Source organism: Roseovarius sp. ZX-A-9, assembly GCF_028369135.1.
GTDB lineage: Bacteria > Pseudomonadota > Alphaproteobacteria > Rhodobacterales > Rhodobacteraceae > Roseovarius.
Genome location: NZ_JAPWHW010000007.1, coordinates 132,011 through 148,586, shown reverse-complemented (window position 1 = coordinate 148,586; position 16,576 = coordinate 132,011). Strand labels below are relative to the sequence as shown.

17 protein-coding genes are annotated in these 16,576 nt (G+C 61.9%); 15 read left to right on the top strand and 2 right to left on the bottom strand.

The window, feature by feature from the left end:
- The first annotated feature begins 30 nt into the window (after window positions 1-30).
- The 5 genes from O3306_RS09025 (at window position 31) to O3306_RS09005 (ending at window position 5,791) form a co-directional block, all read left to right on the top strand.
- Entirely contained in the window at window positions 31-1,062 is a 1,032-nt protein-coding gene (locus O3306_RS09025; RefSeq protein ID WP_272005976.1) for an ABC transporter substrate-binding protein, read from the top strand.
- Between the two features lie 77 nt (window positions 1,063-1,139).
- Window positions 1,140-2,318: an ABC transporter permease gene (locus O3306_RS09020; protein ID WP_272005973.1), complete on the top strand. Its 1,179-nt coding sequence runs from the start codon at window positions 1,140-1,142 to the stop codon at window positions 2,316-2,318.
- A gap of 1 nt (window position 2,319) precedes the next feature.
- Window positions 2,320-3,117 carry an ABC transporter permease gene (locus O3306_RS09015; protein WP_272005970.1) on the top strand — a complete coding sequence of 266 codons (798 nt, stop codon included), beginning with the start codon at window positions 2,320-2,322 and terminating at the stop codon, window positions 3,115-3,117.
- Window positions 3,114-4,241: an ABC transporter ATP-binding protein gene (locus O3306_RS09010; protein WP_272005967.1), complete on the top strand. Its 1,128-nt coding sequence runs from the start codon at window positions 3,114-3,116 to the stop codon at window positions 4,239-4,241. Before O3306_RS09015 ends, O3306_RS09010 begins: the two co-directional genes overlap by 4 nt.
- Before the next feature lie 5 nt (window positions 4,242-4,246).
- A complete protein-coding gene (locus O3306_RS09005; RefSeq protein ID WP_272005964.1) occupies window positions 4,247-5,791 on the top strand; it encodes an aldehyde dehydrogenase in 1,545 nt (514 codons plus the stop codon).
- 130 nt (window positions 5,792-5,921) lie between these two features.
- Here O3306_RS09005 and O3306_RS09000 read toward each other — a convergent pair whose 3' ends face one another.
- Complete coding sequence (locus O3306_RS09000) at window positions 5,922-6,437, bottom strand: VPLPA-CTERM sorting domain-containing protein (RefSeq protein WP_272005961.1); 516 nt, start codon at window positions 6,435-6,437, stop codon at window positions 5,922-5,924.
- Between O3306_RS09000 and O3306_RS08995 the strand changes: the two genes are divergently transcribed.
- Together O3306_RS08995 and O3306_RS08990 are read left to right on the top strand one after the other, a co-directional pair.
- Window positions 6,423-6,713: a hypothetical protein gene (locus O3306_RS08995; protein WP_272005959.1), complete on the top strand. Its 291-nt coding sequence runs from the start codon at window positions 6,423-6,425 to the stop codon at window positions 6,711-6,713. The genes O3306_RS09000 and O3306_RS08995 overlap by 15 nt on opposite strands.
- Before the next feature lie 157 nt (window positions 6,714-6,870).
- Window positions 6,871-7,902, top strand: coding sequence for a histone deacetylase family protein (locus O3306_RS08990; RefSeq protein WP_272005956.1), 1,032 nt, complete (start codon window positions 6,871-6,873; stop codon window positions 7,900-7,902).
- Between the two features lie 22 nt (window positions 7,903-7,924).
- Here O3306_RS08990 and O3306_RS08985 read toward each other — a convergent pair whose 3' ends face one another.
- Complete coding sequence (locus O3306_RS08985) at window positions 7,925-8,698, bottom strand: class II aldolase and adducin N-terminal domain-containing protein (protein WP_272005953.1); 774 nt, start codon at window positions 8,696-8,698, stop codon at window positions 7,925-7,927.
- Between the two features lie 273 nt (window positions 8,699-8,971).
- Here O3306_RS08985 and O3306_RS08980 point away from each other — a divergent pair, with 273 nt between their 5' ends.
- From O3306_RS08980 to O3306_RS08945, 8 genes are all read left to right on the top strand, one after another.
- A complete protein-coding gene (locus O3306_RS08980) occupies window positions 8,972-10,213 on the top strand; it encodes a Coenzyme F420 hydrogenase/dehydrogenase, beta subunit C-terminal domain (RefSeq protein WP_272005951.1) in 1,242 nt (413 codons plus the stop codon).
- 109 nt (window positions 10,214-10,322) lie between these two features.
- Complete coding sequence (locus tag O3306_RS08975) at window positions 10,323-10,715, top strand: carboxymuconolactone decarboxylase family protein (RefSeq protein WP_272005948.1); 393 nt, start codon at window positions 10,323-10,325, stop codon at window positions 10,713-10,715.
- An 81-nt stretch (window positions 10,716-10,796) separates the two neighbouring features.
- Entirely contained in the window at window positions 10,797-11,627 is an 831-nt protein-coding gene (locus O3306_RS08970) for a 3-keto-5-aminohexanoate cleavage protein (RefSeq protein ID WP_272005946.1), read from the top strand.
- A complete protein-coding gene (locus O3306_RS08965; RefSeq protein WP_272005944.1) occupies window positions 11,624-12,691 on the top strand; it encodes a 3-carboxy-cis,cis-muconate cycloisomerase in 1,068 nt (355 codons plus the stop codon). Before O3306_RS08970 ends, O3306_RS08965 begins: the two co-directional genes overlap by 4 nt.
- Before the next feature lie 336 nt (window positions 12,692-13,027).
- Window positions 13,028-14,158, top strand: a complete 1,131-nt coding sequence (locus O3306_RS08960) for a porin (protein WP_272005942.1) — start codon at window positions 13,028-13,030, stop codon at window positions 14,156-14,158.
- Window positions 14,159-14,253: 95 nt separating this feature from the next.
- The gene (locus O3306_RS08955) at window positions 14,254-15,084 is read left to right on the top strand and encodes a sulfotransferase domain-containing protein (protein ID WP_272005940.1); all 831 of its coding nucleotides are present in this window, start codon (window positions 14,254-14,256) and stop codon (window positions 15,082-15,084) included.
- Complete coding sequence (locus tag O3306_RS08950) at window positions 15,081-15,959, top strand: sulfotransferase domain-containing protein (RefSeq protein ID WP_272005937.1); 879 nt, start codon at window positions 15,081-15,083, stop codon at window positions 15,957-15,959. The genes O3306_RS08955 and O3306_RS08950 overlap by 4 nt, the downstream gene beginning before the upstream one ends.
- A 72-nt stretch (window positions 15,960-16,031) precedes the next feature.
- Window positions 16,032-16,571, top strand: coding sequence for a hypothetical protein (locus tag O3306_RS08945; RefSeq protein ID WP_272005934.1), 540 nt, complete (start codon window positions 16,032-16,034; stop codon window positions 16,569-16,571).
- The last annotated feature ends 5 nt before the right edge of the window (window positions 16,572-16,576 follow it).

The following is a 16,576-nucleotide window of genomic DNA, read 5'->3' as shown; positions in this document are numbered from 1 at the left end:
CTACAAACAGACCAGCAACGGAGGAATACGATGAAAAAGACACTCACCCTGGCGGCTGCCGCGCTGATGGCGCTGACGCTGCCCAATGTATCGGTCGCGCGCGACCTGACGATCGTCGGCTTTGGCGGCGGCTATCAGGACAGCGCCCGCGAGCACCTGTTCGAAGGCTATGAGGCCGCCAGCGGCACCGCGGTCAGCGACGATGTTTATAACGGCGAGATGGCCAAGCTCTACGGCATGGTCGAAACCGGCAACGTCACCTATGACATCATCATGGTCGAAGCGCCCGAACTGGTGCGCGGCTGCGAGGACGGCATTTTCGCGCCGATCGATTATGAAGTCGTCGATGGGTCCAAGTTCATCGAGGGCGCGACCCACGAATGCGGCGTTGGCGGCACCGGCTGGGGCGCTGCGATGTTCTTTGACAAGGCCAAGCATCCGAACGGGCCGACCACCTATGCAGAATTCTGGGACGTAGAGGCATTCCCCGGCGTGCGGGCTTTGCGCACAGGCCCCAAGATGACGCTGGAAGCCGCCCTGATGGCGGACGGCGTGGCCAAGGCGGACGTCTATGACGTTCTGGCAACCGATGAGGGCGTGGAACGTGCCTTTGCCAAACTCGACGAGATCAAGGATCATCTGGTCTGGTGGAAATCCGGCGCGCAGCCCCTGCAACTGGTGGGCAGTGGCGAGGTTGACTACGCGTTTGCCTATACCGGTCGTATCATCCGGGCCAATGGCGAAGGCGCCGACTATCAGCTGAACTGGAGCACGCTGCTTTACTCCATCGATTACTGGGCGGTCGTGTCCGGTTCGCCGATGATGGATGAGGCGATGAAAATGGTCGAATGGATCACCAGCCCCGAGCCGCTGCGCGCACAGGCTGCCGTCTGGCCGATTTCGCCTGCCAATGCCGAGGTCAACGCCGATCCGGCGCTGCAGGCAGCCAATCCGGGCATGGTTCTGAACCATTCCGACGAGGGCCTGTTCATCAGCACCGAGTTCTGGATCGCACATGGTGATGAGCTTCAGGCAAAGTTCACTTCCTGGGCGGCGCAGTAAGCATCGCCCCTGACCCTGCGCCCCGACCCCTCCCTGCCGGGGCGCAGGGATGATCACCTCTTCGTCGAAAGCGAACAATGTCCAAGAAGAGCCGCATATCCTGGTTGCTGATCGCCCCCTTGCTCGCGCTTGTGGTGGCGGGGTTCATCCTGCCCATCGGCTATACGATGGTGAAGGCGGTGAAGAACCCCGAAGTGACAGCCGCGCTGCCGCGCACCGTGATGGTGCTGGACGCCTGGGACGGGCAGGGTATGCCGCCCGATTCCGCCTGGGATGCGCTGGCCGATGATATCGAAGAGAGCCGCCGGGGCCGCGAATTCGGCGCCATGACGCGGCGGCTGAATTTCGAGATGAACGGCGCCCGCTCGGTCCTGATGCAGACCCGCCGCGCGCTGGGCAGTCTTGAACCACCCTATGCGCAATCTCTGCCGGTGGCGGTGCCTGAACTGGCAACGCCCGAAATCTGGCAATTGATCAAGAACAATTCAAACCCGTTCACCGCCAGTTTCCTGCTGCGCGCCGTCGATCTGCAATTCACGCCCGATGGCCGCATCGAAGCGGTGCCCCCCGGGACGGCGATTTTCCTTGATCTGTTCAAGCGCACTTTCTGGATCAGCATCTGGGTCACTGTGATCTGCGTGGTCCTCGCTTATCCAACGGCCTATTACATCTCCTCGCTCAGCAATCGCGCGGCCAGCTACGCGATGCTGCTGGTGCTGGTGCCGTTCTGGACCTCGATCCTGGTGCGCACCACGGCATGGTTCATCCTGCTTCAGCGCGAGGGACCGATCAACGCGGGGCTTCAGGCCGCACAGATCACAAGCGAGCCGCTGCAACTGATTTTCACCCGCTTTGCCGTTTACGTGGCGATGGTGCATGTGTTGCTGCCCTTCCAGATTCTGCCGCTCTACAGCGTGATGAAACGTCAGGGCACGTCGATGCTGCGCGCGGCCGCGTCTTTGGGGGCGCCGCCATGGCGGCAGTTCCTGCTGGTGTATCTGCCACTCACCATGCCCGGCGTTGCGGCAGGCGCGGTCATCGTCTTCATGCTGTCGGTTGGGTTCTACGTGACGCCCGCGCTGGTCGGCGGGTTGCAGGACCAGATGATCAGCTACTACATCGCGTTCTTCACCAACCAGTCGATCAATTTCGGCATGGTGGCGGCGCTGTCGCTGTTGCTGCTGGTCTTTACCGGTGCGCTGATCCTGATCGCCCGGCGCTTCGTGCCCGGCCTCGGCTCTTTGAAGGCGGGCTGACATGACACGCATCTTTGTTACAGTCTTCGCCTGGGCGGTCCTGTTCTTCCTTGTGGCTCCATTATTGGTGATCTTTCCGCTTTCGTTTTCGTCGGGCGAGATTCTGACACTGCCGGTGCCGGGCTATTCGCTGCGTTGGTACGAGGATTTCTTTCTGACCGAGCGCTGGCTGGATGCGACCAAGAACAGCTTTATCGTGGGAATCGCGACGATGATCATCGCCACGGTGCTGGGCACTACAGCGGCCTACGGGATCAACCTGACCAATTTCCGCGGCAAGACTGTGGTGCTGGCGCTGTTGTCGCTGCCAATGGTGGTGCCGCTGATTGTCACGGCGGCGTCGATGTATCTGGCGTTCTCGGTGGTAGGGCTGGCCAATTCGCTGTGGGGGCTGATCGTGGCGCATACGATCATCGCGACACCCTACGTGCTGATCACGGTGCTGGCGTCGCTTCAAACATTCGACCCCAACCTGATGCGCGGCGCGCTGTCGCTGGGCGCGCGTCCCGTGACGGCGTTTCGCGAGGTGGTGCTGCCGCTGATCATGCCGGGCGTCGCGGCGGGGGCGATCTTTGCCTTTGCCACATCCTTTGACGAGCTGGTGATCGCGATCTTCATCACCAGCCCGGGTGAATTCACACTGCCGCGCCAGATGTTCGCGGGCCTGCGTGAGTTCATCAGCCCGACCATCACGGCGGCGGCGGTGATCATGATCCTGCTGTCGTTCATCCTGCTATTCATCAGCGAGGCCGTTCGGCGGCGAGGCGAGCGGCTGACAGCCGGGAAGGTGAAACAATGACCAAGCATGGCGCTGCGCCGCTTGTCGTGTTCGACAACGTGGACAAGGTTTATGACGGATCGACCAAGGTGGTCGACGCGCTCAATCTGCAGATCGAGCAGGGCGAGTTTCTGACGCTGCTTGGGCCCTCGGGATCGGGCAAGACAACGACGCTGATGATGCTGGCAGGGTTCGAGGCGCCGACACGGGGCACGATCCTGTTTGATGGCGCACCGCTCAACAACGTGCCGACCTACAAGCGTGATTTCGGCATCGTGTTCCAGAACTACGCGCTTTTTCCGCATATGACGGTGGCCGAGAATCTGGCCTTTCCGCTGCGGATGCGGCGCGAAAGTGCTGCGGATATCGAGACGCGCGTGCAGCGCACCCTTGGCATGGTCAAGCTGGATGCGCTGAAGGATCGGATGCCCACGCAGCTTTCGGGTGGCCAGCAACAGCGCGTGGCACTGGCACGCGCGCTGGTCTTCGAGCCGCGCATGGTGCTGATGGACGAACCACTTGGCGCGCTGGACAAACAGCTGCGCGAACATATGCAACTTGAGATCAAGCGCCTGCACGAGGAACTGGGCATCGCGATGCTCTATGTCACGCATGACCAGTCCGAGGCGCTGACCATGTCGGACCGGATCGCCGTCTTTGACGAGGGCCGCATCCAGCAGATCGGGTCGCCCCGCGATGTCTATGCACGCCCGCAAAGCACCTTCGTTGCCTCTTTCATGGGCGAGAACAACCGGCTCGATGGCACCGTGCAGACCGCACAGGGCCATGATGTGTCCGTGCAGATCACGCCCGGCGGCCCGACGGTCCGTGCGGCGCTGGCTGGGGGCACGGTGCAGGTTGCCGACACGGTGACGCTGATGGTGCGGCCCGAATGCATCCGGTTGAGCCATGAGGACGGCGCGGCCAACCGCTTTGACGGGCGGATCGCCGAGGTTGTCTATCACGGCGATCATGTGCGGCTGAGCCTTGTGGTTGATGGGGTAGGCACGCTCGTCGCGCGTCATCCGGTCAGCGAAACCGGGACGGAATTCACGCCCGGAGACATCGTGCCGGTCAGCTGGTCCGCGCAGCAGATGCGCGCCTTTGCGGGCAAGGGCCCGTCCAACACATCAAACGGAGACTGATAGCAATGACGTCGCTTTTTCCCCAGCCGGGAACGCAGCAAATCCAGCCCACCCCCACCGGGGCAAGCGGTCGCCCGCGCTATGATCACTATATCGGGGGGGCGTTCACAGCACCGTCCTCTGGCGTGTATTTCGACACCTCCGATCCGGTTTCGGGCGAGGTCTGGGCCGAGATCGCACGTGGTACAGACAAGGACGTGGATACGGCTTGCCGCGCGGCGGCCGATGCGTTCAAGGACCCCGCATGGCGCGGTATTTCTGCTTCCGCACGCGGCGCCATGATGCGCCGGCTGGGCGATCTGATCACCGAAAACGCCGATTGGCTTGCTGCCATCGAGATGAAGGATAATGGCAAGCTGATTTCGGAACTGCGTATGCAGATGCGTTACATGGCCAATTATTACTATTATTACGGCGGCCTCGCGGACAAGATCCAAGGCGATACCATCCCCTCGGACAAGCCCGGCGTGTTCAACTTCACCCGTTACGAGCCTTTGGGCGTCGTGGCCTGCATCATGCCTTGGAATTCGCCGCTGCCGCTGACGTCGCTGAAGCTGGCCCCGGCACTGGCGGCGGGCAACACCGTGGTGCTGAAACCGTCTGAATACACCTCAGCTTCGCTACTGGAATTCGTGAAGCTGGTCGAGCTGGCGGGCTTCCCCAAGGGCGTTGTCAACGTCGTCACGGGCTTTGGCAACGAGATGGGCGAGGCGCTGGTGTCGCACCCTCTGGTGGAGCGCATCGCCTTTACCGGCGGGCCCGTCGCGGGGCAGATGATCAACGAACAGGCCGCGCGCTCGATGAAGCGGGTGACGATGGAGCTGGGCGGCAAATCGCCTAACATCATCTTTGAAGACGCGGATATGGAGCAGGCGGTCAAAGGGGCTGTGGCGGGGATATTCGCCGCCTCGGGCCAGACCTGCGTGGCCGGATCACGTCTGTTGCTGCAACGCTCGATCCATGACGATTTTCTGGCGCGGCTGGATGATTTCCTCAAGGATATCAAGTTCGGCCACCCTAGCGATCCCGAGACCCAGATCGCGCCGATCTCGACCGCGCCGCAGATGGCAAAGATCGAGGAATACGTGCAGATCGCACTGGACGAAGGCGCGCGGCTGGTGCGTGGCGGCAAACGGGCGCAGGTCGAAGGCTATCCCAACGGCTTGTTCTACGAACCGACAATTTTTGCGGATGTGACCAACGACATGCGCATTGCGCAGGAAGAGGTGTTCGGCCCCGTTCTCTGCGTGATTCCGTTTGACGATGAGGACGACGCTGTGCGCATCGCCAATGACGTGGATTTCGGGCTGGCCGCCGGTGTCTGGACCCAGAACCTGGCGCTTGGCATCCGAATGACCGAGCGCGTGCGCGCGGGCACGATCTGGGTGAACAACTACCGCTCGACCAGCACCACATCGCCCTTCGGCGGCTTCAAGATGAGCGGTACGGGCCGCGAAGGCGGCATTGCGGGCATGATGGAGTATCTGGAGCTGAAAAGCGTCTGGATTTCGACCGGCGTGGAAATACCAAACCCGTTTATCCGGCGCTGATACGTTTCGCGTCTGATATGAAGTGCTGATCGGATGCGAAACGTCCGCAACATTGACAGCGCGTGGGCCGCTTGCACTTTCCCTGTTTCAGGAAAAGCGCAAGTGGCTTTGGCGGTTCACATGGCTGTCCTCATGCAAGATTGCGCCGCCGCCGCATGAAGGCAAGTGAGCCGAATGCTGACAGCAAAAGCACAGCGCCTGCGGGAAGCGGGACGACAGATGGTGCCGACTGCACATCGAACACGTTCACGTCAACAAAAAAGCCACTGGACGCGCTGCCCTGCAGGAACGGCGATAGCAGCATGGTCTGAACCTGATCTGGTCGCAGAAGGGGGGAGGACGCGAACTGGTTCATCAGATTGTCGGGTGGCGGGCCGGGATTGAATATCGGGCCGGTTGTTTCGTGGAACAGACCAAGCGCGTGTCCGATCTCGTGTGCAACTCCGTAAGGTGCAAAAGTCGCGCCCAAAAAGTTGCGGTTATACGCGATATTGTTGCGCCATTCGCCAAGAGACATGCCAGTGGCCGGGTCAAATCCAGTGGCTATGAACTCGGTCACACCAACGGTGGTACCACCGAAAGGGCTGGTGATCGAATTGACAAGGAACAGGTTCAGCGCCGGGCCGTTGCTTTGCGTGTCGAACAAGTCCTGCATTTCGGTTTGGATGTTGAGATTGACGTGACGCGGATCGACGTATTCCTGGATTGGCCTGAACCGGATGTCGAATGGCGTGGCCCCGAAACTGGCCTGACTGTAGATCGAATTGACCCCAGTGGGGTCAATCGTATTGGCGGCCGCAGGAAGGCTGATCAAACTTGCACAGACCGCCAAGAAAGCGTGAAAATACCTCATCTTGCAAAACTCCCGAGAAATGGATTGGTCCGTGCCGGGCAGAAAATTCGTCTGGTATGGGATGGCTGAAAATCGAGTGTAATCCCTAACAGCTTGTCACTCTTTGTGGTTCAAATCAAGTTTCACCGGGTTTAAGGGGGGGGCGGGGGATACGCGGAGAAGCGTTCCGCGCCGTCTTGTATGACATGACCGGCACCCCCCCGGAAAGCGCGCAGGAGGTGCCCCGATGAAAGCCATTTTCGACCCTGTCCAGACCCAGCACGACCCGCAGAATTTTCTGGTCATGGGCACGAAGCGGTCCAGCCCCGAACAGCCCGAGCGCGTGACACGCCTGCGCGCCGGAGCCGAGGCAGCGGGTTGCACTTTCGAGGCGCCGGGCGATGCCGGGTTGGGGCCCATCGCGGCGATCCATACGCCAGAGTATGTGGCGTTCCTGCAGACCATACATACCCGCTGGCAGGATCTGCCCGGTGCCGCCCCCGAGGTGATTCCCAATATCCACGCTCGCGCCCGAAACGACAGCTATCCGACCTCGCCAGTCGGGCAGGCGGGCTATCATCAGGGCGATACCGCCTGTCCCATCGGCGCGCAAACTTGGAGCTCGGCCTATGCCTCGGCACAGACTGCCATCTCTGGTGCGGACGCGGTCGCGGATGGCGCGCGGGCGGTCTATTCACTGTCACGCCCGCCGGGGCATCATGCCTATGCGGACATGGCGAGCGGGTTTTGTTTTCTTAACAACAGCGCGATTGCGGCAGAACGGTTGCGCAGCAAGGGGCTACGGCCTGCGATCCTTGATGTCGACGTGCACCACGGCAACGGCACGCAGGATATATTCTATGCGCGCAACGATGTTCTGACGGTGTCGATCCATGCCGACCCGACGGGGTTCTACCCGTTCTTCTGGGGCCACGCGTCAGAGCGCGGAGTGGGCGCCGGGCTGGGCTATAACCTCAACCTGGCCCTGCCGATGGGCAGCGGCGACGCGGCGTTTCTGGAGGCGCTGGGCGCGGCCCAGACACGTATCGCCGATTTCGGCGCCGATGTTCTGGTGGTGGCGCTGGGCCTTGATGCGCATGAAAGTGATCCTTTCAAGGCGATGGCCGTGACCGCGGACGGTTTCGAGCAGATCGGCGCGGCGCTTGCCCGCCCCGGCCTGCCGGTGCTCTTCGTGCAGGAGGGCGGGTATCTCAGCGACGATCTGGGCCCGAACCTGACGCGGGTTCTGGGCGGGTATCAGGGGGCCACATCCCGGTGATCCCGCTCAGGCTGTCCTGTGGTCAGCTGGCGTAGTTCGACTTCTCGTCATCAAGGATCGCCATCAGTTCGGACATGTGCCGTTCGGCCTGGCCGGGATAGTCGTCCAGCTCACGCGCGGTTTTTTCCGCGATCTCGTCGCTCAGCACGCGTAGCGGCTGACCGGTCTGGAGCGCGCGAATATACGTCTCGGCGGCGCGCTCGAAGTAATACATCCGGTTGAATGTGTCCGCGACGCTGTCGCCGAGGATCAAGACGCCGTGATTGCCCATGATCATCACCTTGACCTTTGGATCGCTCAGCATCCGTGCGCAGCGCTCGCCTTCACTTTCGAAGGCAAGGCCCGAAAATCCCTCATCGACGACGTAGCGATTGTAAAAGGTCGCGGTGTTCTGGTCGATGGGTGGCAGGGTGCTGTCGGCGAGACAGGCCAGCACGGTGGCATGGATCGAATGCACATGCATGACGCAGCGCGCATGGCGGCAATGCCGATGCACCGACCCGTGCAGCCCCCAGGCGGTCGGATCGGGTGCGCCGGGGCGTTCCAGCGTGTCGGGGTCATTCGCGTCAAGCAGCAGCAGGTCCGAGGCGCGGATGCGGGCAAAATGCATCTGGTTGGGGTTCATCAGGAACTGCGTTCCGTCCTCGTTCACCGCAAGGCTGAAATGGTTCGCCACCGCTTCGTGCATGTTCAGCCGCTCGGTCCAGCGAAACGCGGCGGCCATCTGCACGCGCTCTGGCCAGTGGTCGATATTGGCGATGCTGGGTGCCGGGGAAATCTGCGAAGTCTGGGCCATGGGGTGCTCCTGTGTTGCGGTGTCCGGCGCATTCTGCGCTACTTGCAGGGGCCAAGGCAATGCGCACACGCGCCGCCAGCATGTCGCTTTCAGGTCAGAGGTGCCGGCCGTCGACCCGCAAGATGGGGCAATGACAAGAGGAGTTCCGTAGATGAAAGCGATCCCGATTACCCCCGCCCTGTACGCGGTGCGGCGGGTCAGGCGCGATAATCTGCGCCAAGGGAAGGGTCAGGCCATGGCCCGAAACCGGGCAGCCCGCCGTTGTGTGTTGTTTTGACCGGGGCGCGTGTCCCGGCCTCTGTGCGCGAGGTGGTCGAAAACGGCCTGTGCATTGGCTGTGGCCTGTGCGAGGCGTTGGGGCCAGAGCGATGGCGGATGACGATGACGCCAGAGGGACGGTTGCGGCCCGCGCCACTGGAACCCGAGTTGCCTGCGGCTGACGCGGCCATTCTGGCAGCCTGTCCCGGCGTGATAGCCGAGGCGACCCCGCAAGGGGCCAACGAGGATCCGGTCTGGGGCAGCTACACCCATATGGGCGAGGCTTGGGCTGGTGACGTCGATATCCGCTTTCGCGCCGCAACGGGCGGCGTTCTAACGGCGTTGGCGGTGCATCTGCTGCGGTCCGGACAAGCGCAGTTCATCCTGCATTGCGGTGCCGACCCTTCGGCCCCGATGCGCAGTCGCTGGGTGTTGAGCGATACGCCCGAAGAGGTCATCGCCAATGCCGGTTCGCGCTACAGCCCCACGGACACGCTGGCGGGGCTGACGGCGGCGCTAGACCGGAACCAGCCCTTTGCGATCATCGCCAAACCCTGTGATGCAGGCGCGGTGCGGGCCCGCGCCAAGGCCGATCCACGCCTTGATACCTTGCTGGTCGCGGTGCTGGTCATGGTCTGTGGCGGCGCCTCGGATCTGGGCAAGAGCCGGGCGGTGCTGGATGAATACGGGCTGGATGAGGACGAGTTGACGCTGTTTCGGTATCGCGGCTACGGCAATCCGGGGCGCACGCGGGTCGAAACGCGCGATGGGCGCGCGTTCGAGAAAACCTACCGCGAGATGTGGGGCGACGAGGCGGGCTGGCGTATTCAGACCCGGTGCAAGCTATGTCCCGATGCCATCGGCGAGGCCGCCGATATCGCGGCGGCGGATATCTGGCCGGGCGGCGGTCCGGTGGGTGAGGATGCAGGCATGAACGGCGTGATCACCCGCAGCCCCGTCGGGCAGGCGCTGTTGCAAAGTGCTGTGGCGGCGGGGGCGCTGGTGCTGGGGCGCGATCACGGCCCCCGCGATTACGATGATTTTCAGCCGCATCAGGTGGCCAAGAAACACAGTCAGGCCGCACGGTTGCGGGGGCTGGTGCGGGCGGGCAGGCCGGTGTACCGCCATGCGGGCTTGCGGCTTGCAGCACTTGATGCAGCCGACGCCGCGCAAGAGGACGGTGCCGCGCAGCGCGCTGCCTCGGGGCGATTCTCCGAAGTGATGCCCGATCCCGAACCGGATCCCGAGAACGGCTAATGCGTTGCACGACCGGCCTCTGATGGTGTTCAATCCCGGCCAAGGGCGCGCTGGCAACAGCTGGCGCCGTATCAGACACCGAACCATTCAAAACACGAAGGACCGAGCAATGCCGGACACATTCAACGAAGACCTGTTTCTCAAGGGGCTGGAACAGCGCAAGGGCACTCTCGGGGCCGAATATGTCGAGAAGAACCTCGCCGCCGCCGACGATTTTACCCGCCCCTTTCAGGAGGTCATGACCGCTTGGTGCTGGGGCTTTGGCTGGGGCGACGATGTGATCGAGCCCAAGACGCGCAGCATGATGAACCTCGCGATGATCGGCGCGCTGGGCAAGATGCATGAATGGGAAATCCACTGCCGGGGTGCGCTGAACAATGGCGTGTCAAAGGAGGAAATTCGCGCAATCATTCATGTGGTTGCGATCTATTGCGGCGTGCCGCAGGGGCTGGAGTGTTTCCGCGCGGCTAGGAAGGTACTGGAGGAACGGGGAGAGTTGTAGAGGCGCCATGCGGCTTTCACGCCGCTTGGCAAGATTGGTGCCGAGTCGGCAACTCTGACCACCATAACAAGGAGACCGCCCATGACCCGCCCCTGTATCCTGTGCGTTGCCATCACCGGGTCTGTCCCGACCAAGGCCGACAACCCGGCGGTGCCGATCACCGTGACGGAACAGATCGAATCAACGCATGAAGCCTTCGAGGCCGGTGCCGCCATCGCCCATTGTCATGTTCGCAATGACGATGGCACGCCCAGTTCTGACCCCGACCGCTTTGCCGCGCTGCAAGAGGGGCTGCGCAAGCATTGCCCCGGCATGATCATCCAGTTCTCTACCGGCGGCCGCTCTGGCGCGGGCCACGCGCGCGGCGGGATGCTGTCCCTGCGGCCCGAGATGGCGTCGCTGTCGGTCGGGTCGAACAATTTCCCGACGCGGGTCTATGAGAACCCACCCGATCTGGTGGCCTGGCTCGGTGCCGAGATGCAGAAATACCAGGTCACGCCCGAAGTCGAGGCGTTCGACCTTAGCCATATCCTGCAGGCGATCCGGCTGCACGCGGAGGGGGCGCTTTATGGCAGGCTTTACGTGCAGTTCGTCATGGGGGTGAAAAACGCCATGCCCGCGGACCGCGAAGTGTTCGATTTCTACGTGGCGCTGATGCAGGCACGCGCGCCTGAGGCCGAATGGTGCGCGGCTGGCATCGGTCCGAACCAGATCGTGGTGAACGAATGGGCCATCGCGGCGGGTGGGCATACCCGCGCCGGGCTGGAGGATAATGTGCGGCTGGATCGTACGACGCTGGCGCCATCCAACGCGGCGCTGATCCGGCGCGCGGCCGATCTGTGCGAAAAATATGAACGCCCCGTCGCCAGCCCCGACGAGGCGCGGCGCATCTTGGGATTGCGCGCAGCATGACCGGCACGGTCTTTGGCTCACCCTGGTTGCAGGGGCTTTTGTCGGACGCGGAAATCGCCGCTCGGCTGGGGCCGGACGCGCAGATGCACGATATGTTGCGGGTCGAGGCGGCCTATGCTCGCGCCAAGGCTGCCGTAGGGCAGGTGCCCGAAGAGATCGCCGGGGACGCAGCAAAGGCAATCCTGGCATTCACACCCGACCTAAACCTGCTGGCGGCCACGGCCCTGCGGGACGGCATGCCGGTGCCGGGGCTGGTGGCGCAATTGCGCGCGGCCTTGCCCGAGGCGCTGCACGGCGCGGTGCATGGCGGGCTGACCTCGCAGGATGTCATGGACACGGCGCTGGTGCTGGCGCTGCGCGATGTCTGCGACCTGCTGGAGGCGCGACTCGGGGCGGTGATCACGGCGCTGAAAGGGCTGTCAGAGCGGTTCGGCGCGGCGCAGATGATGGGCATGACCCGGATGCAACCCGCGCTGCCGATCACCGTGGGCGACCGCTTGCGTGGCTGGCAGGGGCCATTGCCGCGCCATCTGGGTCGCCTGACCGAACTGCGCCCGCGCCTCTTGCGGCTGCAACTGGGCGGGCCGGTCGGCACCGGCAGCACGCTGGGTGGGCAACGCGACGCGATCGCGGCGCATATGGCGGCGGCGCTGGATCTGGCAGCCCCCGACAGTGCCTGGCATGTAGAGCGTGACGCGCTGGTGGAGTTTGGTGGCTGGCTGGCAATGCTCACCGGCAGTCTGGGCAAGGTCGGGCAGGACGTGGCCTTGATGGCGCAGAGCGGGCCGCAGGTGCTGCGGCTGGCCAGCGGCGGCGCGTCGTCGGCGATGGCGCACAAGACCAATCCTATAGATGCCGAAATGCTGGTCACGCTGGCGCGGTTCAATGCGGCCCAACTGACCGGGCTGACCGGCACGCTGCTGCATGAGCAAGAGCGTTCGGGGGCCGCCTGGACGCTGGAATGGATGCTGTTGCCACAGATGATGCTGGCCACCGGTGCGGCCTTGTCAGCCGCCGGAAGGATGGTCTCGGCGATTGAGTCCATCGGCACGACTCGCGCCTGACGAAAGCTGTCTGGCCTGTGCAATAGCCCCGGAATTTGCCCCCGGAATCACCTTTTTGGAGGGCTTTCCGCAGCCAACAGACCAACAATAAACCCTCGGGCGCTACCCGCTTTTGTCTCTGAAACTTGGGGCTTTTCAGTAATTTCAGGTCGAATCGAAGGTGCGCCACAGTTGTTGTGTGCTTTATTCGTCACAACCGGGGCAACAACATTGCGGGGTTCGCGGCGCGCGTTGACACCTAGGGGCAAAAAGCTGCATTTGATCCCCAAGCCGCGTCTATCTTTGGAGGCGGCGGATCATGACACTCTATTCCTGCTATTATGAGGAGGGACAACCTTGAAAAAGCATCTGCTTTGCACCAGCGCGATCATCGGTTGCGCAATGGCGGCTCCGGCGACGGCCCAAGAATGGGACCTGAACTGGGGTGGTTACATGAATCAGCACGTCGCTTACACCGACCTGAGCGGCAATCTTGCCGGTACAGGTGCCGGTCAAACCGACAACGACGGCATCGGCTTCCACTCGACCACTGAAATCATCTTCTCGCCCTCGATCACTCTGGACAACGGTATCACCTTCGGTATCAACGTTCAGATGGAAGGTGAAAACAACGGTGGCGGTGCCATCGGCATCGACGAAACCTACATGACGATTTCCGGCGACACGCTGGGCCGCATCGTCATCGGTTCGGAAAACTCGGCTGGTTACACTTCGATGGTTGCCGCTCCTGGCGTGACCTCGATGTACATCAACTCGCCTTCGATCTCGGCATTCATTCCGCTCTCGGGTTCGACTGGTGGCCCGCTGCCCGGTATCTTCCGTGGCGCGATGGTTTCGGCTTACACCGAAGTTGGTCGTAACAACGACGTTGACCGCCTGACCTACTTCACGCCGTCCTTCAACGGTCTGACTGTTGGTGTTTCGTATGCACGTAACAACGGTGGCAACGCGCTGACCAACCACAACAACAACAACGCGGCTGGTCTGACCGATATCTTCGACATCGGCCTGAACTACAGCCAGACCTTCGGCTCGACTTCGGTCACCGTTGGCGCACGCTACGGCACCGCAGACTCCAACGTGGGCGGCATCTCCGATCCCGACACTTGGGGTATCGGCATGCAGATCGGCTTCGCCGATTTCACCGTTGGTGGCCACTATGCTGAGAACGACAACGGCGTGGCCGCCGGTGTTGGCGATCAGGAAGGCTGGAGCTTTGGTGTGACATACGACGCACCTGGCCCCTGGGCGTTTGAAGCTCTGACCTTCCAAGGCGAGAGCAAAGCCACGGGCGCCGCTGGTGCTAACGAAGAGTACACTGCGTACCGTATCGGCGCCAGCCGCGATCTGGGCCCGGGTGTCGATTGGGACATCTATGCCGTCTTCGCGGAAGTTGACGACAATGGCACGGCCGGAACCGAAATCGAAGGCACCGTTATCGGTACCGCGATCAACCTGAGCTTCTAAGCTTCGGATATTCGGAAAAAATTGGGCGAGGGGGATGTATTTCCCCCTCGTCTTCTTTTATCTGGGCCTGTGATAACTGAACGCGGGCAGACAAGATGAAAAACAGTATTGTATGGCTGGCGTCCTACCCCAAGTCTGGGAACACTTGGACGCGGATATTCTTGGCGAATTACCTGGCGAATACCAAAGAGCCGATGCCGATCAACCAGGTCAACAAGTTTGGCATGGGCGATGCCATCGCCAAGACCTATCACATGGTGGCCCGCCGTCAGATCGATACGCGCGATCTGGCCTTGACCCTTTCACTACGAGACAAGGTGTTGCGCGGCATCGTCGCGAATAATGCCGATGTAAACCTGGTCAAAACCCACAACATCAAATCGGTGGCACGGGGCGTCGACCTGATTCCGACTAAATACACCCGTTCGGCCATCTACATCATGCGTGATCCGCGCGATATGGTCCTGTCCGCAGCCAGACATTATGGCGAACCGGTGGATCAGGTGGTCAGCCGCATCGCCCGTAGTGACAACGCCACCCAGGCCGATGACAAGACAGTGGCCGTGTTTCAGGGCTCGTGGTCCGAGCATGTCAAAAGCTGGACCAGCTACGCGCCATATCCTGTGCTGACGTTACGCTACGAGGATATGCTGGCAAATCCGCATGAAGAGTTCGCCAAGACGTTGACCCATCTGGGTGTTCCCGTTGACCCTGAACGGTTGGACCGGGCCGTGCGTCACGCCAGTTTCGACGAAGTGTCGAAACAAGAAGCCGAAGCCGGATTCGTGGAAAAGCCGGCAGGGGCCGAAAAATTCTTTGCCTCGGGCCGCAGCGGCCAATGGAAGACTGACCTGGACCCGGCGTTGGCGGATCAGATCTGCAAGGATCATGCCAAGACCATGAAAAAATTCGGATATCTGGAATGAATAACCTTCAGCGTATCATCTGGCTGGCGTCGTTTCCCAAGTCGGGGAATACGTGGATGCGCAGCTTTCTGGCGCATTACCTGCTGCCGCCGGGTGAGGCGCCGGATATCAACAACCTGCGCAAATTTACCACCGGTGATGTGCGGCAGGATTTCTTTGACGCCGCCACCGGGGGGAAGTTTCAGGCCCATAACGTCGAGGAATGGCTTAAAGTCCGCCCCCGGGCGCTGGAACTCATCGCTGCTTCAAAGCCTGATCATCATTTCGTCAAGACGCATTGCCAGGCGATTAAGTATTTGGACCAAGATCTGATCCCTCCGCAGGTAACGGCGGCGGCGATCTATATCATTCGCAATCCGTTCGACCTTGCGCCGTCCTTTGCGCGGCACCAGAACTGCGATATCGACACGGCAATCACCCGCATGATGGACCCCGAAATGATCATGGGCACGCCCGCGGGCATCTACGAGGCCCTCGGCAGCTGGAATGGCCATGTGATGAGCTGGACGCGCGCGCCGGGCCTGTCGCGCCATATCGTGCGCTACGAGGACATGCTGGCCAAACCCGGCAAGACTTTCAATGAGCTGCTGTCAAAATTCCTACGCCTGAAGGTGGATAAACCCCGGCTTGCACGGGCGATCAAGGCGACCAGCTTTGCAAGTATGCAAAAGCAGGAGCGTGAGCTGGGCTTTGCCGAGCGTCCCGCAGGCATGCAGAACTTCTTTGCCAAGGGGCAGTCCGGTGTCTGGCGCGAGGATCTGACGCCAGAGCAGGTCGGGCGTATTCGCGAGGCCTTTTTGCCGACGATCGAGGAATGGTATCCCGAGATGCTGCGCGAAACCGAGGCATTTGCAGCGCAAGGCGACCCGGCCTAGGAGCGCGGCAAAGCTTGCAATCCGCTTCGTGACACGCCCTTATGGGTTCGATTTTTGACAATAGGTGGCTTCATGCGATTCCCTGCTCTCATATCCAGTCTGGCGCTTGCCGGCCTTGCGGCCTGCTCCACTGCTATGCCTGCGGGCACCGCGACGCTGGGGCCGAATCCGGTCGTGGGCGGCGGCACCTACACTTCGCCCGGCGGGCTGAGCGTGGCGGTGGATGTTCAGAATATCGGCGGTAAAACGGGCATTTGCGGCGTCTGGGCCCAGAGCAAGAGCCAATCTGTCGTGACCCGGGGCAGGGCGCGGCAGGTGATCGGGACCGGCGCGGTCGTGCTGAATGGCGAGACGTTGGTGAATGGTCTGCTATTCCTGAAAGAGGTTGAGCCGGCAGCGTCCTATTCCGGCCAGACCGGTAATTGCGTTGTGACCGAGCGCCCTTGGTCGGCGCAGGACAATGCGCGCCGGGCCAAGATCATCATCCCGCGTCAGGTGGTGTATCAGGACATTGATGGTGGCCCGGATGCGGGCATTGGATTGACCGTGGTTTTCCGCCCAAGCGGGCCGAGCGCCCATCCGTCGGACCCCAAACCATGGGATCCGGCCTGAACCAC